The sequence below is a fragment of the Stappia sp. genome (assembly GCF_048261845.1).
In the GTDB taxonomy this organism is placed as follows: Bacteria; Pseudomonadota; Alphaproteobacteria; order Rhizobiales; family Stappiaceae; genus Stappia.
Genome location: NZ_JBLXFR010000022.1, coordinates 37,364 through 58,449, shown reverse-complemented (window position 1 = coordinate 58,449; position 21,086 = coordinate 37,364). Strand labels below are relative to the sequence as shown.

25 protein-coding genes are annotated in these 21,086 nt (G+C 65.2%); 14 read left to right on the top strand and 11 right to left on the bottom strand.

Annotated elements, in window-relative coordinates; all coding sequences use genetic code 11:
* The first annotated feature begins 12 nt into the window (after positions 1-12).
* From ACN0T5_RS11230 to ACN0T5_RS11210, 5 genes are all read left to right on the top strand, one after another.
* Positions 13-228, top strand: coding sequence for a DUF6494 family protein (locus ACN0T5_RS11230; RefSeq protein WP_417768723.1), 216 nt, complete (start codon positions 13-15; stop codon positions 226-228).
* Positions 229-306: 78 nt separating this feature from the next.
* The gene (locus ACN0T5_RS11225; RefSeq protein WP_417768722.1) at positions 307-1,074 is read left to right on the top strand and encodes a biotin/lipoate--protein ligase family protein; all 768 of its coding nucleotides are present in this window, start codon (positions 307-309) and stop codon (positions 1,072-1,074) included.
* Positions 1,071-1,556 carry a DUF6505 family protein gene (locus tag ACN0T5_RS11220; protein WP_417768721.1) on the top strand — a complete coding sequence of 162 codons (486 nt, stop codon included), beginning with the start codon at positions 1,071-1,073 and terminating at the stop codon, positions 1,554-1,556. Before ACN0T5_RS11225 ends, ACN0T5_RS11220 begins: the two co-directional genes overlap by 4 nt.
* Positions 1,553-2,572, top strand: coding sequence for a DUF6352 family protein (locus tag ACN0T5_RS11215; protein ID WP_417768720.1), 1,020 nt, complete (start codon positions 1,553-1,555; stop codon positions 2,570-2,572). Before ACN0T5_RS11220 ends, ACN0T5_RS11215 begins: the two co-directional genes overlap by 4 nt.
* Positions 2,573-2,629: 57 nt before the next feature.
* Positions 2,630-3,532 (top strand): DMT family transporter, encoded by a 903-nt coding sequence (locus ACN0T5_RS11210; RefSeq protein ID WP_417768719.1) that lies wholly within the window; start codon positions 2,630-2,632, stop codon positions 3,530-3,532.
* A gap of 9 nt (positions 3,533-3,541) precedes the next feature.
* Here the strand turns inward: ACN0T5_RS11210 and gcvA are convergent, their stop codons facing one another.
* Positions 3,542-4,468, bottom strand: coding sequence for a transcriptional regulator GcvA (gene gcvA, locus ACN0T5_RS11205; protein ID WP_417768718.1), 927 nt, complete (start codon positions 4,466-4,468; stop codon positions 3,542-3,544).
* A gap of 118 nt (positions 4,469-4,586) precedes the next feature.
* Between gcvA and ACN0T5_RS11200 the strand changes: the two genes are divergently transcribed.
* Positions 4,587-4,721, top strand: a complete 135-nt coding sequence (locus ACN0T5_RS11200; RefSeq protein ID WP_417768717.1) for a hypothetical protein — start codon at positions 4,587-4,589, stop codon at positions 4,719-4,721.
* Positions 4,722-4,802: 81 nt separating this feature from the next.
* Here ACN0T5_RS11200 and ACN0T5_RS11195 read toward each other — a convergent pair whose 3' ends face one another.
* Entirely contained in the window at positions 4,803-5,129 is a 327-nt protein-coding gene (locus tag ACN0T5_RS11195) for an ArsR/SmtB family transcription factor (protein ID WP_417768716.1), read from the bottom strand.
* A gap of 51 nt (positions 5,130-5,180) precedes the next feature.
* On the opposite strand from ACN0T5_RS11195, the gene ACN0T5_RS11190 reads away from it, so the two are divergent.
* The 4 genes from ACN0T5_RS11190 to ACN0T5_RS11175 all read left to right on the top strand — a co-directional run bounded on the left by ACN0T5_RS11190 (position 5,181) and on the right by ACN0T5_RS11175 (position 9,160).
* The gene (locus ACN0T5_RS11190) at positions 5,181-6,008 is read left to right on the top strand and encodes an alpha/beta fold hydrolase (RefSeq protein ID WP_417768715.1); all 828 of its coding nucleotides are present in this window, start codon (positions 5,181-5,183) and stop codon (positions 6,006-6,008) included.
* Positions 6,009-6,086: 78 nt separating this feature from the next.
* Positions 6,087-7,307 carry a multidrug effflux MFS transporter gene (locus tag ACN0T5_RS11185; RefSeq protein ID WP_417768714.1) on the top strand — a complete coding sequence of 407 codons (1,221 nt, stop codon included), beginning with the start codon at positions 6,087-6,089 and terminating at the stop codon, positions 7,305-7,307.
* 88 nt (positions 7,308-7,395) lie between these two features.
* On the top strand, positions 7,396-8,814 hold the full coding sequence (locus ACN0T5_RS11180; protein WP_417768713.1) for a multicopper oxidase family protein: 1,419 nt from the start codon (positions 7,396-7,398) through the stop codon (positions 8,812-8,814).
* A gap of 43 nt (positions 8,815-8,857) precedes the next feature.
* The gene (locus ACN0T5_RS11175) at positions 8,858-9,160 is read left to right on the top strand and encodes a DUF3144 domain-containing protein (RefSeq protein WP_417768712.1); all 303 of its coding nucleotides are present in this window, start codon (positions 8,858-8,860) and stop codon (positions 9,158-9,160) included.
* An 80-nt stretch (positions 9,161-9,240) separates the two neighbouring features.
* Here ACN0T5_RS11175 and ACN0T5_RS11170 read toward each other — a convergent pair whose 3' ends face one another.
* Positions 9,241-11,280, bottom strand: a complete 2,040-nt coding sequence (locus ACN0T5_RS11170) for a 4Fe-4S dicluster domain-containing protein (RefSeq protein WP_417768711.1) — start codon at positions 11,278-11,280, stop codon at positions 9,241-9,243.
* A gap of 263 nt (positions 11,281-11,543) precedes the next feature.
* Here ACN0T5_RS11170 and ACN0T5_RS11165 point away from each other — a divergent pair, with 263 nt between their 5' ends.
* Together ACN0T5_RS11165 and ACN0T5_RS11160 are read left to right on the top strand one after the other, a co-directional pair.
* Entirely contained in the window at positions 11,544-12,080 is a 537-nt protein-coding gene (locus tag ACN0T5_RS11165) for a DUF3305 domain-containing protein (RefSeq protein ID WP_417768710.1), read from the top strand.
* On the top strand, positions 12,077-12,844 hold the full coding sequence (locus ACN0T5_RS11160) for a DUF3306 domain-containing protein (protein WP_417768709.1): 768 nt from the start codon (positions 12,077-12,079) through the stop codon (positions 12,842-12,844). Before ACN0T5_RS11165 ends, ACN0T5_RS11160 begins: the two co-directional genes overlap by 4 nt.
* Before the next feature lie 78 nt (positions 12,845-12,922).
* Here the strand turns inward: ACN0T5_RS11160 and ACN0T5_RS11155 are convergent, their stop codons facing one another.
* Complete coding sequence (locus tag ACN0T5_RS11155; protein ID WP_417768708.1) at positions 12,923-13,258, bottom strand: hypothetical protein; 336 nt, start codon at positions 13,256-13,258, stop codon at positions 12,923-12,925.
* A gap of 4 nt (positions 13,259-13,262) precedes the next feature.
* Positions 13,263-14,264, bottom strand: a complete 1,002-nt coding sequence (gene moaA / locus ACN0T5_RS11150; RefSeq protein ID WP_417768707.1) for a GTP 3',8-cyclase MoaA — start codon at positions 14,262-14,264, stop codon at positions 13,263-13,265.
* Positions 14,265-14,528: 264 nt separating this feature from the next.
* Here moaA and ACN0T5_RS11145 point away from each other — a divergent pair, with 264 nt between their 5' ends.
* Both ACN0T5_RS11145 and ACN0T5_RS11140 read left to right on the top strand, forming a co-directional pair.
* Positions 14,529-14,897: a gamma-butyrobetaine hydroxylase-like domain-containing protein gene (locus ACN0T5_RS11145; protein WP_417768706.1), complete on the top strand. Its 369-nt coding sequence runs from the start codon at positions 14,529-14,531 to the stop codon at positions 14,895-14,897.
* A 135-nt stretch (positions 14,898-15,032) separates the two neighbouring features.
* Positions 15,033-15,689 carry a L,D-transpeptidase gene (locus tag ACN0T5_RS11140; RefSeq protein WP_417768705.1) on the top strand — a complete coding sequence of 219 codons (657 nt, stop codon included), beginning with the start codon at positions 15,033-15,035 and terminating at the stop codon, positions 15,687-15,689.
* 15 nt (positions 15,690-15,704) lie between these two features.
* Here ACN0T5_RS11140 and ACN0T5_RS11135 read toward each other — a convergent pair whose 3' ends face one another.
* The 6 genes from ACN0T5_RS11135 to ACN0T5_RS11110 all read right to left on the bottom strand — a co-directional run bounded on the left by ACN0T5_RS11135 (position 15,705) and on the right by ACN0T5_RS11110 (position 20,827).
* The gene (locus tag ACN0T5_RS11135) at positions 15,705-16,106 is read right to left on the bottom strand and encodes a hypothetical protein (RefSeq protein ID WP_417768704.1); all 402 of its coding nucleotides are present in this window, start codon (positions 16,104-16,106) and stop codon (positions 15,705-15,707) included.
* A 150-nt stretch (positions 16,107-16,256) separates the two neighbouring features.
* A complete protein-coding gene (locus tag ACN0T5_RS11130) occupies positions 16,257-16,847 on the bottom strand; it encodes a L,D-transpeptidase (RefSeq protein WP_417768703.1) in 591 nt (196 codons plus the stop codon).
* Between the two features lie 336 nt (positions 16,848-17,183).
* A complete protein-coding gene (locus ACN0T5_RS11125; protein WP_417768702.1) occupies positions 17,184-18,818 on the bottom strand; it encodes a fumarate hydratase in 1,635 nt (544 codons plus the stop codon).
* Positions 18,819-18,943: 125 nt separating this feature from the next.
* The gene (locus ACN0T5_RS11120; protein WP_417768701.1) at positions 18,944-19,507 is read right to left on the bottom strand and encodes a YceI family protein; all 564 of its coding nucleotides are present in this window, start codon (positions 19,505-19,507) and stop codon (positions 18,944-18,946) included.
* Between the two features lie 43 nt (positions 19,508-19,550).
* Positions 19,551-20,150, bottom strand: a complete 600-nt coding sequence (locus tag ACN0T5_RS11115; RefSeq protein WP_417768700.1) for a cytochrome b — start codon at positions 20,148-20,150, stop codon at positions 19,551-19,553.
* 101 nt (positions 20,151-20,251) lie between these two features.
* Positions 20,252-20,827: a YceI family protein gene (locus tag ACN0T5_RS11110; RefSeq protein ID WP_417768699.1), complete on the bottom strand. Its 576-nt coding sequence runs from the start codon at positions 20,825-20,827 to the stop codon at positions 20,252-20,254.
* Positions 20,828-21,086 lie beyond the last annotated feature (259 nt).

The window sequence follows — 21,086 nt, the reverse complement described above, 5'->3', positions numbered from 1 at the left end:
CCGGGAGACAGCATGCCGAAACCGACGGAGGAAGCCATGGACACTGACACGTTCAACATGTCCCTGAGGAAGTTCCTGAAGCAGGTGGGCGTCACCTCGCAGCAGGCAATCGAAGCCCATGTGCGCGATTCCGGTGTCGACAGCGGAAGCCTGACCGCGCGCGTGGTGCTGACCATCGACGGCCAGGAGTTCGAGCACGTGGTCACCGGACGCATCGATCTGGGGTGAGTCTGCCCGTCGGCGACGATGCGCGCGCCTTGAATCAGTTTGCGAAGGGATTCGCGTTTCATGTCAGGACTTGAGAGCATGGATTTGCCAGACCCTGTGTTTCCGCCGTTGCTTGCCGGTCATGCCGTGGCCGCCGGGGCCGTGCCTTTCCAGCTGGCCATCGCCGGAGCCAAGGCGGGGGACTTCGGGGCCGGAGACCTGCTCTGGTCGCGTGCCGTCGAGCGGATCGAACTTGCCTTGGTACTCGAGCCTGAGGTCGGGGCGGACCGTGTCAGCGAGATGCTGTTCCTTGCGATGGTCGCGACGACGGATGCGATCGGCGCCTTGATCCCGCCGGAGATCGCCTTGACCTATCTTTGGCCGGCGACACTGCGCGCGAACGGTGCCACCGTCGGCCGGGTGAGGTTGGCGCACAGTGCGGAGCTGGACGAGAGCGGGGCCCCCGCCTGGCTTGTCGTTGGAATATCGCTCCAGTTGGCGCCGTTGGGGGGACCGCTGGAACCGGGCGAGGTGCCGCATCTCACGAGCCTCGTCGACGAAGGCGGGACAGAGCTGGACCGCACCCAGGCGATCGAGTCGCTGTCGCGCCATCTTCTCACCTGGATCCACACCTGGGATGTGGACGGCTTCGGTCCGGTTCTGGAAAACTGGCTGTTCCGTGCAGACGGCTACCGTGCGGAGATTGTCCTGGAGACCCGAGACGGCCCCCGCAGCGGGCGGTTCGTCGGTCTCGATGAGAGAGGAAACTTGCTGATGAAGCCCGACAAGGCGGACAGCGGACAGACACTCGCTCTCCCGCTGGATGACGCGCTGGCATATCTCGACGAACTGGAGGAGCGCCCGTGACCCGGTTGCTGCGCGCCATTCGTCTCGATGTATCGGACACACATGTCTTTCCGCTTGCGGCTGAGCCGGGGGACTGGGTCATTCCGGGCACCTTCGCCTTTCGCAACTACACCGACGAGGGGCTGACCGGGAAGATCCGGCAGGCGTTCGTGTCCGGGTTCCTGTCGCTGGAGAACCTTGGCTGGTCGACGCTTGCAACGCCTGCGGAGCTTTCCGCCGAGGAGCGTGACCGCCTGATCGAAGGGCTGGCGCAGCATTTCGTCGACGAGCATGGCGCTCCCTCCCTGGAGGCCGCCCGGCCGGTCGCGACCGCCGAGATCGACGATGCCTGCGAGCTTGCCGGCGAACTCGATCTCAACGCGCTTCTTGCGATCCAGCGCGAAATCGATGACGAGGGGGCCATCCATGAACGGTTCCATCTGGTCACGCCATCCGATGACAAATCCCATGCCCGGATCTGGGACGTGACCGAGGACGAATGATGCGCCAGTTCTGGAAATCGTCGGGAATGCATCTGGTGACGCGGGATGCCAACGGATGGCTTGCCGTCACGCCGGACTTCCTGCGCGCCTATTACACGCGGCCGGAAATCCACCCGGTGGAGGAATCCTGCGCTGCCGAGCATCGCTTGTTCGAGCGTTTGATGAGCGATCCCTTCGCCGCTGTTGGCGATGCCGATCTCGCTGCGATCGCCGATCCGGATGCCGCCGACAATTATCGCCTCATTCTGCGCTTTCGCGATCATCTGGTGGCCAGTGGCAGCATCGAGGCCGGCTATGCGGCCTTCTTCTCGGGCGGAGCTCCGATCGACATCCCTCCGATGTTCATCGACCAGCTGGTGCACCTCATCGCCCACAACATCCTGCGCAAGGTCGCCGATCCGATGCGCCTGCGTGCCGCCGAAATCCTATTTCGCGAACAATCCGTGACCACCGCGGAGGGACAGCTGATGCTGGCCGATGCGGAGATCGTGGAGACCTATTCGCGCACCGGCGGTTTCGGCGGGTTGGGGGCCTTGCTGGCGGAAGCCGGCACGCCGACCCGGGACGTGGCGCTGGATGTGCTGACGGAGGAGAATGCGGCGATCTACTGGGACCGCTCGGACCGTTTCGACACGGCCATCGATTTCCGCTTCACCGAACCGGCGCTCGATGCCTTCGCGAGGGTTCTGGAAAGCTGGATCGCGCATTTTCACGGTGTCGGGGTGCGCATCCAGCCGCAACAGTCGATCCGGGATGAGCGATGGTCGTGGCATGTCGGCCTCGATGCCGGAGCGACCCGCATTCTCAACGCGCTCTACGAGGGCACGCCCATCGACGAGGCGGAACTGGGGCGCGTTGTCGCGCTGTTCCGTCTCGACTTCGACCGAAACGCTGACGCGGTCGAGACCATGCGTGGTAAACCCGTCTGGATGGGTCTTTCCGTGGGGCCCGACAACGCCATCCGGATGAAACCGCAGAACCTGTTGACAAACCTTCCAATTCGACGGCGAAACTAGATCCCTTTCAGAGGGTGCCGGTCTCCGGCCCCGATTGCAGGAAAGCACAAGCGAACCATGATCCTCTCGGACAACGGGCGGGCTATCGTCTTCATGATGTTCGCCATGGCGGGCTTCATCTTCAACGACAGCTGCGTCAAACTGGTGTCGAGCGACCTGCCGCTCGGCCAGATCATGTTCCTGCGCGGAGCGATGGCGCTTTCCCTGTTGCTCGTCTGGTGCGTTGCCAATGGCGCGATCCGGCATTTTTCGTTGCTGCTCAACCGGCTGGTGGGCCTCCGCGTCTTTGCCGAGGTGACTGCGACGCTGCTTTACCTCACGGCCCTGTTCAACATGCCGATCCCCAATGCCACGGCAATCCTGCAGGCGCTCCCCCTGCTGGTGACGGCCGGGGCCGCGCTCTTTCTCGGGGCGCCGGTCGGCTGGCGCCGCTGGACCGCCATCACTGTCGGCTTCGGCGGTGTGCTGCTCATCGTGCGACCGGGCATGGAAGGCTTCGACGCGTGGGCGCTGGTCGCGCTGGCAGGCGTTTTCCTCATGGCCCTGCGCGACCTGACGACGAGCGTCCTGCCGAAGAACATCCCGACGCTTGGCGTCACCTTCGCCACACTGGTCGGCGTCTCTGTGACCGGGTTGGGGTTGTCCGTGACCGAAACCTGGGTCCTGCCCAGCGCGAGCAATCTTCTGCTCCTGGCGATGGCGGCCGGTTTCGTCCTTGTCGGGTTCATTTGCCTCATCAACGCGATGCGGGTCGGCGATATCTCCCTGGTGGCACCGTTCCGCTATTCGATCATCCTGTGGGCGATTGTCATCGGATATCTTGTCTGGGGGGATATTCCCGACACCTTCACCCTTGCCGGCATCGCGGTGCTCGTCGGCACGGGCATCTACAGTCTTGCGCGCGAGCGCAAGCTGCTGCGCGGCGCCGGTCCCGCCGCTCGTGCCGACCTGCCGCGCTGAATTCGCGAACTAGCCGGCAGAGGCAGTGCCGGGGGCGGTCCCGCAGGCCGCGATCTCGCTGCGCAGCCAGTCGCGAAAGGCCATGACCTTGCGCAGGCGAAACGCCGCCGGCGGGCCGACAAGATAAAACCTCGGGCGGATCGGCAGCTCGAGGTCGAAGGGCGCGACCAAACGCCCGTGCCGGATATCCGCTTCCGACAGGCTTCGCCGGCCAAGCACGACGCCGGCACCTTCTATCGCGGCATCGAGTCCGTGGTCGGCATGGGTGAAGCGCAGGCCCTTGGTGGCATCGACGCCGGTTTCCCCGGCAAGCTTGAGCCAGCGCGGCCAGCTCGGAGCGTCGGCGAGATGCCGGATGCTGTCGTCATGGAGCAACGTGACCGAGGCGAGATCGGCCGGTGTCTTCAGCCGCGCCGCCATGTCGGGCGCGCAGAGCGGCAGCGCGGCCTCGTCGACCAGCGGTTCGACCTCGAGCCCCGGATAGTCGCCCAGCCCGAAACGGATGCCGACATCGGCATCGTCCCGCGCGAAGTCGACATTGCGCAGGTTGGCGGACACCAGCAGCTCGATGTCGGGATAGGCATCGACAAACCGCCGCAGCTTGGGCGCCAGCCATTTGGCCGCGAAGGCCGGGCCGCTTGAGACGATCAGCCGGTTGTTGTCGGGACTTGCCGAGATCGCCGAAATGCCCTCGACGATCCGTTCCAGCGCATCCTCGACGGCCGGAAGCAGCTTGCGGCCGCCGGATGTGAGCGAGATCGCCCGATTGCCGCGCACGAAGAGCGGCTGGCCGAGGTGTTCCTCCAATGTGCGGATCTGATAGCTCAAGGCTGACGGCGTCAGATGCAACTCGTCCGCAGCCTGCTGAAAGCTCATGTGGCGGGCTACCGCCTCGAACACCCGCAAGGCGTTTATCGCAGGAATGTTATAGCGCATTTGACATCAAATTTTTTGTTTCGACTTCGGAAAAATACGCGTTTGTCGCCGATATCGCAATCAGGCATTTTATCTCCAGTAGATGCCGGCCAACGTCCGGCCGCAACGGAGAACCATCATGACCCCTCTCGATATCGCCCGGCTCGACCCGATGAACCTGACAGCGGACGAGATCAATTGCCTCACCCGGCGAGGCCGCCGGCAGCGCGCCGAAGCGGTTCGCACCATGCTGCGGCGCGTCTTTGCAAGGTGAGGGGCGGGCGCAGAACGGAAGAAACCCGCCAAGGCAGGTGACCCGGTCGCCTGCCTTGGCGCTTCCGGAACTCGTGTGGCGTCAGGCGGACGGTGCGTCCGTGCCGAGGGTTTCGGAAATCCACGCCAGAAAGTCACCGAGGGCCTCCTCCTGCCTTCGGCAATAGACCCACTTGCCCTTGCGATGCACGGTGATGAAGCCCGCCTGGCGCAGCAGGTCGACATGGCGGCTTGCCGTTGGCTGGGCAACGCCGAGCGCCTCGGCAATCAGCATCATGCAGACGCCGAACTCGGCCGGGTCGGCCGACCACTGACCGGCGAAGTGCACTTCCGGCGTTTTCAGGAGCCTCAGGATTTCCAGTCGCTGCTCGCTGGAAAATGCCCTGATCTGGGTTGACCTGTCTTGCATGCGGCCATCATATTGTTATTTAGCTAAATGACAATATGAAAAGGAGCCACCATGCTGACCCTCGACAGGATGCATGATTTTGAGGGCCGGCGGATTGCCTGGGGCACGATCGGAGAGGGCCCGCCGCTTGTCCTCATCCACGGCACGCCGTTTTCCTCGCAGGTCTGGCGCCGGATCGCGCCCTGGCTGGCCTCTCGCTGGAAGGTTCATTACTTCGACCTTGCCGGGTACGGCCTTTCGGAGATGGCGGAGGGGCAGGATGTTTCGCTCGCCGTCCAGAACCGCCTTCTCGCCTCGCTTTTCCGTCATTGGAACCTGGATCGTCCGGATGTGCTCTGTCACGATTTCGGCGGGGCGACCGCGCTGCGAGGCTACTATCTCGACGGGCTGCGCTATCGCTCCCTGACGATCTTCGACGCGGTTGCGCTCAGCCCGTGGGGATCGCCGTTCGTCGCTCATGTGCGCAAGCACGAGGAGGCCTTCGCCGGACTGCCGGCCTATGCGCATGACGCCTTGCTGCGCGCCTATATCCAGGGGGCGGCCCACAGGCCCCTGTCGGAAGAAGCGCTGACCGTCCACATGGCGCCGTGGCAGGGTGAAACGGGGCAGGCGGGGTTCTACCGGCAGATTGCCCAGATGGACCAGCGTCACACCGACGAGATCGAACCGCTTTACGCGCCGCTCGAGTGTCCCGTGCAGGTGCTTTGGGGAGAGGAGGACGCCTGGATCCCCGTCGAGACCGGCGAGCGGCTCGCGGCCCGCATTTCCACCCGCCCGCTCATTCGGGTTCCGTCGGCGGGGCATCTTTTGCAGGAAGACGCTGCGGAAGCCGTCGTCGCCGCGATGTTGGCGTTTGACCCGGCCGATCCGGGCCGATAACCCTACCTGCCAGGTGTTCATACGATGGCGCGGCCGGATCCTGAACCGGCATGTGGCGCCGACCACAAAGCAGTTCACATGACAAAGAGTGTTTCCTCGGCACTGGCCGAGCGTCGTCCGTCGATTGCGCTTCTCGTCGCCGTTTCCGCAGTCAACCCGCTGGCCCTCAATATCTACCTGCCGTCGATGCCGACCCTTGTCGGCATCTTCGGAACGACAGCGGGGATGGCTCAGCTCACGCTGTCGCTCTACCTGGCGGCGGTCGCCGTCGCGCAGATTGGCATCGGTCCCCTGTCGGACCGGCACGGGCGCCGTCCCGTTCTCCTGTGGGGACTTGCGATCTTTGTCGTTGGAAGCGTGGTCTGCGCGCTCTCGAACACGATCGAGGTGATGCTGGTCGGCCGGGTTCTGCAGGCCGTCGGCGGCTGCTCGGGCATCGTGCTCGGACGCGCCATTGTCCGCGACCTTTATGATCGCAGCCAGGCCGCGAGCATGATCGGTTACGTGACCATGGGTCTCGCGGTGGCGCCGATGATCGGACCTGTGCTCGGTGGCACGCTGGACGAGAATTTCGGATGGCGCACCAGTTCCTACCTGATGGTGGTGCTTGGCATTCTCGTATTCATCTGGTCCTGGTTCGAACTGCACGAAACCAACCACAACCGCGTCTCGGGCGGAGGCTTGGCCGGGCTGGCGCGCAGTTACGCGGCCCTGGTCCGCTCGCCGGTCTTCGTCAGCTACGCCATGACATCGGCGTTCACCTCGGCGGTGTTCTTCTCCTTCCTGGGCGGGGCTCCCTTCATCGCCGCCGAGCTGCTGCACATGACGCCGTCGACCTACGGGCTCTATTTCATGCTTGTCGCCGCCGGCTACATGGCCGGCAACTGGGTTTCCGGCCGCTTTTCGGGCCGTATCGGCATCGGCCGCATGATCACCAGCGGCAACAGCGTGCTTGCGCTGGCGGTCGCCACCATTGCCTTCTTCTTCTGGAGCGGGCTGCTGCATCCGCTGGCCCTGTTCGGCCCGATGTTTTTCGTTGGCGTTGGAAACGGCATGTCGCTGCCCAATGCCATTGCCGGAGCGGTGAGCGTGCGCCCGGATCTTGCCGGCGCTGCCTCCGGCCTGACCGGCAGCATGCAGATCGGGGCCGGCGCCGTCACCTCGGCACTGTCCGGCTGGCTCCTGTCAGGCGTGTTGTGGCCGGGGACGATCTGGCCGCTGGTTCTCGTCATGGCCGTGGCCTGCGTGATCGCGGTTCTCGCCGGCATTGCCGCCCTGTTGCTGGAAACCGTCGACTGAGGCTTGCAACTGGCGCATCATGCCCTGTGGACCGCGTCATGCTCCGGCTGGCCCCTGCGGTCGGCGCGACAGGTGGATGGATGCGATCATGACGACAGGCCTTTCCCTTGCCCGGCGCCACTTTCTGGCAGGCGGTGCGGCTGTCGGTGCGGCTGCGCTGCTGCCGCGTCGGGCCTTCGCTGGCCCGGATGGCTGGCGGGAACTGACGGCCCGTCCGGGCAAGGCTTCGCTGTGGGAGGAGGGCGGTCCGCTCGCCGATATCTGGGGCTATGACGGCGGCGTCCCGGGGCCGGTCCTGCGCATCCCGCAGGGCGAGACGCTGAAGGTCCGCTTCCGCAATCACCTGGAGCAGCCGACCACGGTGCATTGGCACGGCATCCGCATCGACAACCGGTATGACGGCGTCGCCGGCCTGACGCAGGATCCGGTCGAACCGGGCGCGGAGTTCGAGTATCTCGTTCGCGCTCCCGATGCCGGAACCTATTGGTATCATCCTCACAACCGGAGCTGGGAGCAACTGGCGCGCGGGCTCTACGGTGTGCTGATCGTCGAGGAGCCGGGGGCAAAGGCCTATGACCGCGACGTGGTTTTCGCCTTCGACGACTGGCGGCTCGATGACGAGCGGCAGATCGACACCGCGAGTCTTGGTGCGATGCACGACTGGGCCCATGCCGGCCGGCTGGGCAACGTGCTGACCGTCAATGCCCGGCCGTATCTGCGTGAGAGCGCCCGTCCGGGTGAACGCCTGCGCCTGCGGATCCTCAACACCGCCAATGCCCGGGTGCTCAACCTGCGCTTTGCCGGTCTCGCGCCGCGCGTGATCGCACTCGACGGACAACCGGTTGCGCCCCGTCTCCTGGAGGAGGAAACGCTTCGGATCGCGCCGTCACAGCGCTGCGACCTGATCGTCGACCTCCCGCAAGAGGAGCAGGTTTTCAAGATCGACGAGGTCTCGAGGGGCCCCTTCACCGCCTGCGAGATTGTCGCGGCGGGTCCGGCGATCGAGCGAACGGCAGCACTGCCGGCCGACATTGCCCTGCCGGCGAACCCGGTGCCGAAGGCGTTCGACATGCGCGATGCGCTGTCCGTCGACCTCCTGATGGAGGGCGGGGCCATGGGAGGCATGCGGGAGGCGATGCTGCATGGCGAACGAAAGGGCATGCGGGAACTGGTCGAGGCCGGCAGGATGTGGTCCTTCAACGGCATCGCCGGCAGCCATCACGATGCAGCGCTTTTCAAGGTTGCACGTGGCCGAACCGTGCGCATTCCGATCGTCAACGACACGAGGTGGCCGCACGCCATTCATGTCCACGGCCATCACTTCCGCGTCCTGTCCCGCAATGGCGAGGAGGTGACGCGCGAGGAGTGGCGCGATACGGTGCTGACGGACCCGGAGGAGCGCGTCGAGATCGCCTTCGTCGCGGACAATCCGGGCAAGTGGATGGTCCATTGCCACATGCTGGAGCATCAGGCGGCCGGCATGATGGCATGGTTCGAGGTGACGTGAGCAGCGCGCGTTCGACTGCTTCAAGGAAAGGAATTTGGGCCGTATGGCGAACAGACAGGACCGGCGCGCCGCCCGCGCCGAAGGATCGCTCGACACAACGGGGTTCCTGCAGGTTGCCGCGAAATTCATCGAGGTGGCCAACCGCGAGAACCGCAAGATCCCGGCCACCGACCTGCACCTGGCGTTTCTGTGGGCTGCCGCCCGCTACAACGCCCATGTCGCCAAGGCGGTGATCGAGGTCGAGGACCATGAGGAATTCGTCACCGGCATGGTGGAGCAGTACACCGAAATGCTGCGCCAGAACCTTGCCGATCCGGAGCTGGATCCGCCTGCCGGTCACGCCTGAGCGCATCTCCCGCACAGTCGCCAGGGGGGCGGAGGACGACCGGTCCTCCGCCCCCTTGTGTCGTTTTGCGCCGTGAGGCGTCAGTTCTCCTTCAGGAAATCATCGGCCGTCAGTGCAGCCCCGTCCGGCAACAGATAGTCGTCGGTCGTGACCATGCGCGGCCGGGCACCGCCGCGAAGCGGCGTGTCGTCCATCTCCCACTGCGCCGAGATGCGGCAATCGTCGCACATCTCGATCAGGGCGATCTGGTCCTCGCGCTGGAACATCCAGTGCTTGCCGGAGAGCTTTTCGCGAATGCGCGCGATGGAAGACTTCGTGCCGAACGGCTTGCCGCAGGAGGTGCAGGTGGCCGGCTCCTCCTCGTGCAGCACCACCGGCCGCATTGCCGCCGGAGAGGCATTGTAGCGCGGCTCCAGCGTGATGACGCTTTCCGGACAGGTCGCCTCGCACAGCCCGCATTGCACGCAGGCCGCTTCCGTCAGGCTCACCTGCGGCTTGTCCGGGTTGTCGGCAAGCGCGTTCACCGGACAGGAAGACACGCAGGCAAGACAGAGCGTGCAGCCCTCGGCGTCGATGGCGATGCGCCCGTAGGGCGCCGTCGCCGGCAGCGCGATGATGTCGGCGGTTGCGGGAGCCTGCGCGATGAGGCGGGAAATGGCACTGCGCGCGACATCGCGCTTGCCGCCCACGGGATCGAAGGCGCCGCTTTCCTTCGGCAGCATGCCGCGAACCGGCGCGAGACGGGAGGCGAGGGCGTCGGGATCGCTTTCCACGGCGATCTCGAAGAGGCCCTCGGCCGCGTAGCCCATTCCGGCAAGCAGGCTGGCGGAAAGTTCGATCTCCATGCGCAGCGCATCGAGTTCGTCGGATTTCGACGGCGGACAGAGAAACACCATCTTCCGGGCACCGGCCAGCACGGAAGCGAGCATTGCGTCATGCCCGAACAGCGTCACGGCATGAACGTTGACGGGCAGCACGTTGCCCGGCAGCCCCGAGCCGAAGCGCGCCAGCGCGTTGATCAGGTCCTGCCCGTGGTCGCCGTCATGCACCAGGAGGACGGGATCGCGCCCGCCCGCCTCGCGATAGGTGCCCAGCAGCGCCTGCAGCCGGCGCACATGGGTTGCCCGGTTCGGATACTGGTAGCTCACGGCACCCGTCGGGCAATGCGCGGCACACGAACCGCAGCCGCCGCAGATCCCGGCATCGACGACGATCTCGTTGCCCGCGCTGGTGATCGCACCGGCCGGACACGCATCGAGGCAGTTGCTGCAGCCGGTCTTGCCCGATCGCCCGTGGGCACAGATCGAGGCGTCATAGGTGACATATTGCGGCTTCTCGAAAGTCCCGACCATGTCGGCCATGTCGAACAGCGCGCGTGCGACCGCCGCCGGATCCTTCGGATCGACGCGGAAATAGCCGTCGCGCTTGGCCGGACCCGTCACCAGCGGAGTGCCGCCCGACAGGTCGAGGATCAGGCTGCAGCCGGCCCTGGCCCCGTCGCGGGCCAGCGCAAAGGCCGGCGCGCCACGCGAGGAGGGCAGGATCTGCGCATAGCCGTCAACGGTGACGGAGAAGGAGCCCAGCGCCCCGCCGACGGCGCGAATGCGCCCCGAATGAACCGGAACCGGCAAGACGCTTGGCAACAGGATGTCGCTTGCATCGGACAACAGCAGGGAAACGGACAGGCGCCCTTCAAGCGCCAGTGCGGCGTCAAGCGCTTGCTGGCCGGCGCCATAGACCAGGCACACGCCGTCGGATTCTATGGAGCGCAGGGCGGCCGGGTCGGAGGGCATCAAGGCTTCGGCAAGCAGGGCCGATATCTTCGGATGCGGGTCCGTGCCCGTGTCGCACCACCCCGCGCGCTCGCGGATGTTGAAGAAGGAGATATCCTGTTCCGCGCCCCGTTCCTCCGCGACATCCTCGAACAGCGGCGCTTCCTGCGTGCAGCCGACCAGGAGGGGTTCGCCGGTTGCCAGTGCTTTCTCGAAAGCGTCGAGCTGGGCACGGCAGAGCTGGGTGTGGATTGGCGTGCCGGCGTCGATCCCCGCGATCCGCGAGGGGTCGAGACGCATCGTCTTTTCGCAATTGCACAGCATGACCCGGGGTTTGGTCGACGTCATGTTGGTCCTCCGTGGCGACGGCCGGCCGGTGCCCTTTGCGATGGGCAACTTGCGACCGGTGCCGCTTGTTGATTTGCCTGTGACAATAGCCGAGTTCTGCAATCATTTCCTCCCTCAACTCGGCGGGGAGCCGCCGGCGGGCACGGCACTGGCCATGCATCGTGGAACGGTGTTGCACCTCGCCATTGTCTTTCCCTCCGTAAGGACCCAAAATCGGAAGGTGTGCCGCGCGTGCGTCTTGCGGGAAACAACGGGAGAGCGTCTTGCAAAGGGAAGTGTCCGCGTCCTTCGGGGTGGTGCTGGAGCGCCGGCCGTCGACCTCGAAATGGGCAGACTGGTCATGGTCGGTGGTCGATGTGATCGCCGATGCGCCGGCAACGGACGGTTGGACGATCCTGTCGGACGAGGACGGGCGCCGGCGCTACCTGTCCTCTCCGCATGTGCTGCAACTCCACCACAAGATGGTCGATGCCTATGACGCCAACATCGAAACCGGCGCGCCGTCGGTCTGGGTGATGCTGGATGAGATGCTCGGCGCAGCCGAACCGGCCTATCGGGTGCGCGGTATCACCACCGATCCTTACGAGGCGCAAGGCGTTCTCGACAGCGCCGAAGGGATCGTTGACCGGCTGCCGATGCCCAAGGCCACCGTCGCCTGGATGGCGAAGTTCCTCGCCTCGCTGCCCGATGCGCCGGCCTTTCGCAAGCGCCGCCGCGACCGGGTCGAGGTCGAAAAGCAGATCTTTGGCAAGGAGCCGATCTTTTCCCCGCTTGGACGCAAGGAGGAGCGCGAGGAATGACACGGGAATCCGAAACGGGCTTCCTGTCCCGCTGGTCCCGCCGCAAACAGGCGGTCAGGGACGGGGAACTGTCTGAAGATGCGCGCGACGATGCAGCCGACATCGCCGACGAGAATGATGGCGAGAACGATCAAACCGCTGAACTGCAGGCGGATGCGGCGCGCGTCGAGCAGGAGAACCGGGAAGCGGCCGAGGCGGTCGACCTGGAAACGCTGTCCTTCGACAGCGACTATTCGGTCTTCCTCAAGAAAGGTGTTTCAACGGAGCTGAAAAACGTGGCTCTCCGCAAGCTGTGGCGATCCAACCCGGTGCTCGCCTGTGTCGACGGGCTCAACGACTACGACGAGGACTTTCGCAACGTCCGGACGCTTGCCGACGGGTTGAAGTCATCATGGCAGGTGGGCAAGGGGTATAGCTGGATGCTGGAACCCAAGGACGGGGATGGCGCAGAAACCGCTGATGCCGCCACGGAGCTTGCCGGGAGTGACGGGCAGCGCGGCGCCATGGATGGCGAGACCGGCCTGACCGGGGACCGGCAGGCTTCCGATGCCGACGAAGCGGCTGATATCGGCGAAACGGCGGATGCCGGCGGAGAGCCCGCGACCTCTCTCGCGCAGCACGAGCTGGCGAGCGTTGCCGAGGCGCCTGTCAGCGTTGAAGATGCCATGGAGACGGCACTCGTCCCGCAGGCCGAGCGCCCGGCCCGGGCGGTGCCGCAGGTGGAGCCGCCGCGACCGGCGCGGCGTCGGATGCGATTCCAGTAGGGCGATTCCGGTGAGGCGGACGGGAAGGCGACACGCCCGGGAATTTCCCGGGACAGCCGGCTATTGCCGGGAAACCGGTTATTGCTCGGGAAACTGTGTCTGGCAGTAGCTCTCGGCGCGGGCGCGAAACGCCTCGTACTGGCCGGAATTGATGACCTTGTCGGCCCGCATCTCGTCGACGGCTCCGACCCGCTCGGCAAGACAGGCGGCCAGCGCCGGATTGGCGGCGGCCAGCCCGCCGGAGCTTGCCAGGGAATTGGCGAAAGGCGTCATCGCAACGCCCGCAAAACCGACCTGCCCGATCCAGACGATCGCGCCGAGCGTGCCGCCCGCCACCAGAAGGGCGAGCAGGCGGGCGGCCGGGCCGTCGAGACCGCCTGTGCTGCGGCGCGCCTGCGGAGCCTCGTCTTGCATGGTCTCAGCCGCCGGTGACGCTCATGTGGCGCGTGACGGCTGGCTGTCGGGTGCGCCGGTCGATGATGAAATCGTGCCCCTTCGGCTTGCGACCGATGGCCTCGTCGATGGCCGCGTGCAACTGCTCGTCGCTTTCAGAGGCGCGAAGGGGGGCGCGCAGGTCGGCGCTGTCGTCCTGGCCCAGGCACATGTAGAGCATGCCCGTGCAGGTCACGCGGACGCGGTTGCAGCTTTCGCAGAAATTGTGGGTCATCGGCGTGATGAAACCGAGGCGCCCGCCGGTCTCCGCGATGCGCACGTAACGCGCCGGACCGCCCGTCTTGTAGGGAATGTCTTCCAGCGTCAGCTGTTCGGCGAGCTGTGCGCGCACCATCGACAGTGGCAGGTACTGGTCGGTACGGTCCTCGTCGATCTCGCCGAGCGGCATCGTCTCGATCAGGGTGAGATCGTAGCCGTTGGCGTGACACCATTCCACCATCGACAGGATTTCGTGCTCGTTGACGCCCTTGAGCGCAACCATGTTGATCTTGATGGAAAGCCCTGCCGCCGTCGCGGCGCGGATGCCGTCCATCACCTTGCCGAGATCGCCCCAACGGGTGATGGCCTTGAAACGGTCGGCATCCAGCGTGTCGATCGAAACATTGATGCGGCGGACACCGCAGTCGTACAGTTCGGTCGCATAGCGGGCGAGCTGCGAACCGTTCGTCGTGATCGTCAGCTCCTCCAGCTTGCCGCTGTCGATATGACGCGACAGGCTGCGGATCAGGCTCATGATGTTCTTGCGCACCAGCGGTTCGCCGCCGGTCAGGCGCAGCTTCCGCACGCCCTTCTCGATGAAGGCGGAACACAGCCGGTCCAGCTCCTCGAGCGAAAGCACTTCGCGTTTCGGCAGGAAGGTCATGTCTTCCGCCATGCAGTAGACGCAGCGGAAATCGCAACGATCCGTGACGGAAACGCGCAGGTAGCTGACGGTGCGACCGAACGGGTCGATCATCGGCTGGGACATCTGATGTTCCTCGCTCGGCCGCCACCGGGCGGCGGCTTTCTCGATCTTCGGTCCGCTTGGCCCTGAGGCTCGCGGTTCCTCCCTCATGTAATCATGCAAGGTAGCGGAATGAAGGGCCGCGTCAATCCGGACTACCCCTTGGAGCGCGCACGGGTTGCGACGTCCGCGCGCAGTGAGCCGGGCAACCGATCTTGCCTCTTGCCCTTCGCCGCGTCGGCACTATCGTCCGCCCCGACACATGTGCATCTGGGAAGGACCCGACCCGTGACCGACAGCACCAAGCCCTGGCCGACCGAGCTCCGCCTGAGCAAGGACAAGAAGCAGCTCACCGTCAGTTTCGACAGCGGCGAGAGCCATGAATACGCGGCGGAGTATCTGCGTGTCTGCTCGCCGTCCGCCGAGGTGCAGGGGCATTCCCCCTCGCAACGCAAGACGGTGCCGGGCAAGCGCGATGTCGGCATCATGAAAATCGAACCGGTCGGCAATTACGCCGTGCGCATTCATTTCGATGACCTGCACAGTTCGGGGATATTCTCCTGGGATTATTTCATCAAGCTGGCCGGCGAGCGGGAAGCGCTTTGGGGCGGCTATCTGAAGGAACTGGAGGAAAAAGGCCTGAGCCGCGACCGCTGAAGAGGAGGAAACCCGTCAGCGTCATCTGCGGCGGCGTCGACAAATGCATGGAATCACGGGCATAGTTTGCACGTTGGAATCACCGTGAAAGGGTGGAACGTGCAGCGTGACCGATTGAATCCGCGCAAGGACAGCGTGCTTCTGAGTCGCAGGAGCCTTGTTCTCGGCCTTCCGCTTCTGGCGGCCGCCTGTCAGACGAAAAGCAGGGCCATCGAGAATGCCGGGCTGTCCGCGACGCCGGAAGGCCAGCCGAACTATGCGCTGGCCTATGCAGCACGACGGGATGGCGGTTTCAACATTCCGGCCATTCCCTGGAAGGAATTCGATCCGCGCTACCTGCGTCAGACCGTGCGCTATTTCTCGCGGCACGAGCCCGGCACCGTGGTCGTCGACCCGAAGTCGAAGTTTCTCTACCTCGTCCAGCCGGGCGGCAAGGCGATCCGCTACGGCATCGGCGTTGGCCGGGCCGGGTTCGCGTGGTCGGGCGATGCCACGATCCGCTTCAAGCGCGAGTGGCCGAAATGGTTCCCGCCGGCGGAAATGATCGACCGCGACCCGAAGCTGGAGAAATACCGGGACGGACAGGACGGCGGCCCGAGCAACCCGATCGGCGCGCGCGGGCTCTATCTGTGGCAGGGCAATGTCGACACGCTCTATCGCATCCACGGCACCAACGCGCCGCGCAGCATCGGCACCAATGCCTCCTCGGGCTGCATTCGCATGTGGCAGCAGGATGTCATCGACCTGCACGATCGCGTGCAGGTCGGCGCCAAGGTCGTCGTCCTGGGCTGACGGCAGGGACCGGGTTCACTCGCTCTCGGCCTTGAGCTTCTCCGCATAGGCGACGATGGCTTCGAGGTCGTCGATCTCGAGGATCACTTCGGCGATGGTCGAGGGATGGTCTTCGGGACGCGGGGCATCATGCGAAAAACGCAGATGCGCCGGATGGGGCAGTCTTGCGTGGAAGGTCTCGAACCGGTCGCGCCAGTCCTCCAGTGCCTTCACCAGGATCATGAAGGATGGCGTCGAGGAGATGCCGGTCATCCGGTTCTGCGGGCTGACGACATGGCAGCGCGCGCAATGCAGCTTCGACAGGGCCGCACCGCGCGCCGCGAGCGCTTCGTCCGCCGCGGCCGGCTGTTGCAGAAGTCCGGCCGCAAGGATGATGGCGGCGGCGCTCCCCCCTCCGGCGACTGCTCCCTTTCGCATGTGACGGTTTCCTTGCCACTTTCGCTGCGGGCCTCTGGCGACAGGATAGCACGTCCCGCAGGGCCGGAAAGCTGCAACGAAAAAGGGCCGGCACGGTGCCGGCCCTTCTGCGATTTCCGCGACATTCGTCGGGTCAGCCGGCCATGCGGCTCAGCGCTTGACCACCACCTTCGCGCCGACATCGACATTGTCGTAGAGATGCACGACGTCGTCATTGGCCATGCGGATGCAGCCCGAGGAAACGGCGGTGCCGATCGTCCAGGGCTCGTTGGAGCCGTGGATGCGATAGAGCGACGAGCCGAGATACATGGCGCGCGCGCCGAGCGGGTTGTTCGGTCCGCCGGGCATGTGCGCCGGAAGGATCTTGCCCTTGGCGCGCTCGCGGGCGCGCATCTGCGGCGGCGGCGTCCAGCCCGGCCACTCGGCCTTGCGCGTGATGCGCTGGGTGCCGGCCCACTGGAAGCCCTCGCGGCCGACGCCGATGCCGTACTTCATCGCACGGCCGCCGGGCAGCACGTGATAGAGACGGCGTTCGCCGGTGTCGATGATGATCGTGCCGGGGGCATACGGGCCCTCGTAGCGCACGCGTTCGCGGCGGTTCGGCGACTTGCCGCTCGTCACGCCGCGCGCGCTGTAGTCAACCCACTGGCGGGTGACAGGATCGAAGAAGCTCGACGCCGCGGCCGGCGTCGCAAGTACGGCGCCAACCAGCGCCGCGGCAATCAAATGTGAAATACGCATTCTCGGTTTCCCCATCCGGTGGTCGTCCGAACCAGCCCAAAACTCCCCGCCGCCTCCCGGCCGTAACCCACCGGCTCGGGAAACGTTGCAGTGTCGATCGGGCGCTTGCCTGCGCCAACATCGACAAAACGGGCCAAAGTGGCTCCTTAACGATAGTTGCCATTCTCCCTTGCGATGCGGTTAATGCAAAGGCGTTGATGGCAACAATGCTTGCCCGAATGCCGCCGCAATGCCGTGACGCCGATCACATGATCGTGAGTTTTCACCATGCGGCGAGACTGCCGAGGTCTTTTTCGGGCCGATGGGCGGACGGGCAGGGCGGCGCCTGCCCTGGTATCACCCGAGGTTCAGTTCCTTGAAGAAGTCGTTGCCCTTGTCGTCGATGACGATGAAGGCCGGGAAGTCCTCGACCTCGATCCGCCAGATCGCCTCCATGCCGAGTTCCTCGAACTCGACCACTTCCACCTTCTTGATGCAGTCCTGGGCCAGGCGCGCGGCCGGTCCGCCGATCGAGCCCAGATAGAAGCCGCCATGCGCCTGGCAGGCGCGGCGCACCTGTGCCGAGCGGTTGCCCTTGGCCAGCATCACCATGGAACCGCCGGCGGCCTGGAACTGGTCGACATAGGCATCCATTCGTCCGGCAGTGGTCGGGCCGAAGGAGCCCGACGCATAGCCTTCGGGCGTCTTGGCCGGCCCGGCGTAGTAGATCGGGTGGTTCTTGAAATAATCGGGCAGCGGTTCGCCTGCTTCCAGCCGTTCGCGCAGCTTGGAATGGGCAAGGTCACGGGCAACGATCAAGGGGCCCGTGAGCGACAGCCGCGTCTTGATCGGATGGCGGGACAGTTCACCGAGGATTTCCGGCATCGGCCGGGTCAGGTCGATCCTGACGACCTGGTCGGACAGCGTCTCGTCGGTCACTTCCGGCATGTACTTCACCGGCTCGCGCTCCAGCGCCTCGAGGAAGATGCCTTCGCGGGTGATCTTGCCCAGTGCCTGACGGTCGGCCGAGCACGAGACGCCAATGCCGATCGGCAGCGAGGCCCCGTGGCGGGGCAGGCGGATGACACGCACGTCGTGACAGAAATACTTGCCGCCGAACTGTGCGCCGACGCCGGTCGCCTGGGTCAGCTTGTGGATCTGCTCTTCCATGTCGAGGTCGCGGAAGGCGTGGCCGAGTTCGGAGCCGGCGGTCGGCAGTCCGTCGAGATAGCGTGCCGAGGCCAGCTTCACCGTCTTCAGCGTCATTTCGGCGGAGGTGCCGCCGATGACGATGGCAAGGTGATAGGGCGGGCAGGCGGCGGTGCCGAGCGTCAGGATCTTCTCCTTGATGAACTCGACGAGCCGGTCCGGCGTCAGCAGGGACGGCGTGCCCTGGTAGAGGAAGGTCTTGTTGGCCGAGCCGCCGCCCTTGGCCATGAACAGGAACTTGTAGGCGTCCTCGCCCTCGCTGTAGAGCTCGACCTGCGCCGGCATGTTGGTCGAGGTGTTCTTCTCCTCGAACATGGAGATCGGCGCGAGCTGCGAGTAGCGCAGGTTCTTCTTGAAATAGGCGTCGCGTGCGCCTTCCGCGAGCTTCGCCTCGTCACTGCCGTCGGTCCACACCCGGCGACCCTTCTTGCCCATGACGATGGCCGTGCCGGTGTCCTGGCACATCGGCAGCACGCCATGCGCCGAGATGTTGGCGTTCTTCAGCAGGTCGAAGGCGACGAACTTGTCGTTCTCCGTCGCCTCCGGATCGTCGAGGATCTTGCGCAGCTGGGCGAGATGGCCGGGGCGCAGATAGTGGTTGATGTCGGCGAAGGCCTCCTCCGCCAGCAGGCGCATGCCCTCCGGATCGACAACGAGCACGTCTTCGCCGTTGAAGCTTGCCGTGGAAACGAAGTCCGCGGTCAGCTTCCGGTACGGGGTCGGATCCTCGCCAAGCGGGAAGAGCGTCGAGTGGCGGTAGTCGGGGGTCTTGGTCTCGGACATCGGCTTGCCTTGGCTGGAAGCTGGACAGGAAATGCTTGCCGCCTTTTACGCCATCCTTCGTCCGCCCGCCAAGCAGGCCTTTCCCACAATTTCGGATGAGGAGGAAAAGTGCCGGTCCGGCCGCCTCAGCGGCTGGCCGCGATGTCGAGAAGGATGGTCACGTCGTTGGCAACGGTCGTCTCGGGAATGTCGCTGCCGATGCCGTAGACGAGGCGCGCCAGCGACACTTCGGCCCGCGCCCGGGCCGTGTCGCCTTCGACCACGAGGGTGAAGGGCAGGACGAGTTCCCGGGCAGTGCCCTTGATGGTCAGGGTGCCGGCCGCCTCATAACGGTTCTCGCCAAGCGCCGTGATTGTGTCGGATTCAAATACAGCGTCGGGATGACCGGCCGGATCGAACCATGCCGCGCTTGCCAGCGTCTGGTCGACCTGGCCCTGGCCGGTCGCGGCCGAACCGGTGTCGATCACGGCGCGGATGCGCCCCGTCTCCGGCGCTTCCGGGTCAAGCGTGATCTCCGCATTCCAGCCCGCGAAGCGTCCCTCGACCGGTGCGCCGTTCTGCTTGGCGACGAAAGTCAGGCTGCTCTTCGATGCATCGACCGTCCAGGAACTGGCGGCTGCGGGCATCGCGGCGACCAGCGCTGCGACAAGGACGCAGGCGATGAGGGAAAGGTGGTTCTTGCGAAACATGAGGGGCCTCGTCGGTTGTCCGGACTGGCGTCTTCGGTCCGTTTCAGGAGGGGCGGTTCTTCGCCGCGCTCGCCGGCGCGGTGCTGAGCATGCGGCGCAGCACCGGGTCGCGATTGATGAAATGATGCTTCAGCGCCGCCGCCACATGCAGGACGACGAGTGCCAGCAGTGCGAAACCGAGAATCTCGTGCAGTTCCTTCAACAGGGCTTCGGCTTCGGCCTTGCCGCCGAGCACCCCCGGAACGGGCAGATGCGGAACCGGCAGAACGTCGAACAACACGGTCGGAATGCCCCATGGGGAGGCCGAGACCATCAGCCATCCCGACAGCGGCAAGCCAAGCAGGACGGCATACAGTCCGGCATGGCCGAGATGGGCGGCGATCCGCTCCACCGATGGCATGCCGTCCGGAAGCTTCGGGGACGGGTTGGCGAAGCGCCAGGCGAGGCGGAGAACCGCAAGGGCCAGCACCAGGAAGCCGAAGGACTTGTGCCACTGGTAGAGCGCGAAAGTATCCGGCGCCATCGGATCCAGCCCGGTCATGTACTTGCCGGCGACGAACAGGCCGGCAATCAGCACCGCCATTGTCCAGTGAAAAGCGATGGCGACGCTTCCATAGCCGCCTGGCGTATTGCGATACTGCATGGTCCTGGCCGTTCCGTGTCGGGGCTGTTGCCGGGTCGTGAGGTCGCCGCGGGACCGGATATCGGCCGCTCCCGCGGACATTCAATGCCTGTCAGACCCGCTTACTTGGCCTTCAGGGCTTCGGCCGAGAAGGAGATCGTCACCTCGTCTCCGACATAGGGGACGAACATGTCCATGCCATAGTCGGAGCGCTTGACGACCGTCCTTGCATTGAGGCCGACAGCCGGGGTCTTGGCCATCGGGTGCTCGCCGATCGCGTTGATGTCGACTGTGAAGGTGGCCGGCTTGGTGATGCCCTTGATGGTCAGGTCGCCGGCGACCGAAAGAGTGTTCTCGCCGGTCTTCTCGACGCTGGTCGAGACAAAGGTCGCGGTCGGATGAGCCTCGACCTCGAAGAAGTCGGCGCTCTTGAAATGCGCGTCGCGCTCGCCCCAGAAGGTCGCCAGGCTGTCGACATTGACGGTCATGGCGATCCTGGAGTTGGCGGGGGTCTCCTGGTCGATCACCAGCTCGCCGTTCCAGTCGTTGAACCGCCCGTCCGTCGTCGAGTAGCCGAGGTGGTTGTAGGAGAAGACGAGGCTTGCATGGGACTTGTCGAAGTCATAGGCGACGGGCTCGGCGAGTGCCGGGGCGGCGGCGAGAAGGGTGGCAAGGACTGCGGCGCTGGTACGAAACATGGGAGGGCTCCTGCGATGTTGAGCGGTGTTCGATTGCTGCGGCCGCATGTCGCGGCCTCGGTTTTCAGATCGTACGAAGCGCGCTCCGCATCAACCGCGTGAGGATGAAATCACTGTCCGCGCCAGGTGAACAATCCTGCTTCGAAGTCTGTGAATGTATGATGCTTGCGTGACGCCCCAGGGTCGGGCAACCTCGCTGCCGCCGGGCAGGGCGTGAGCGCCCGCGGCGGGAGGAGTGGCGGCCGCGGAGCGGCCCATG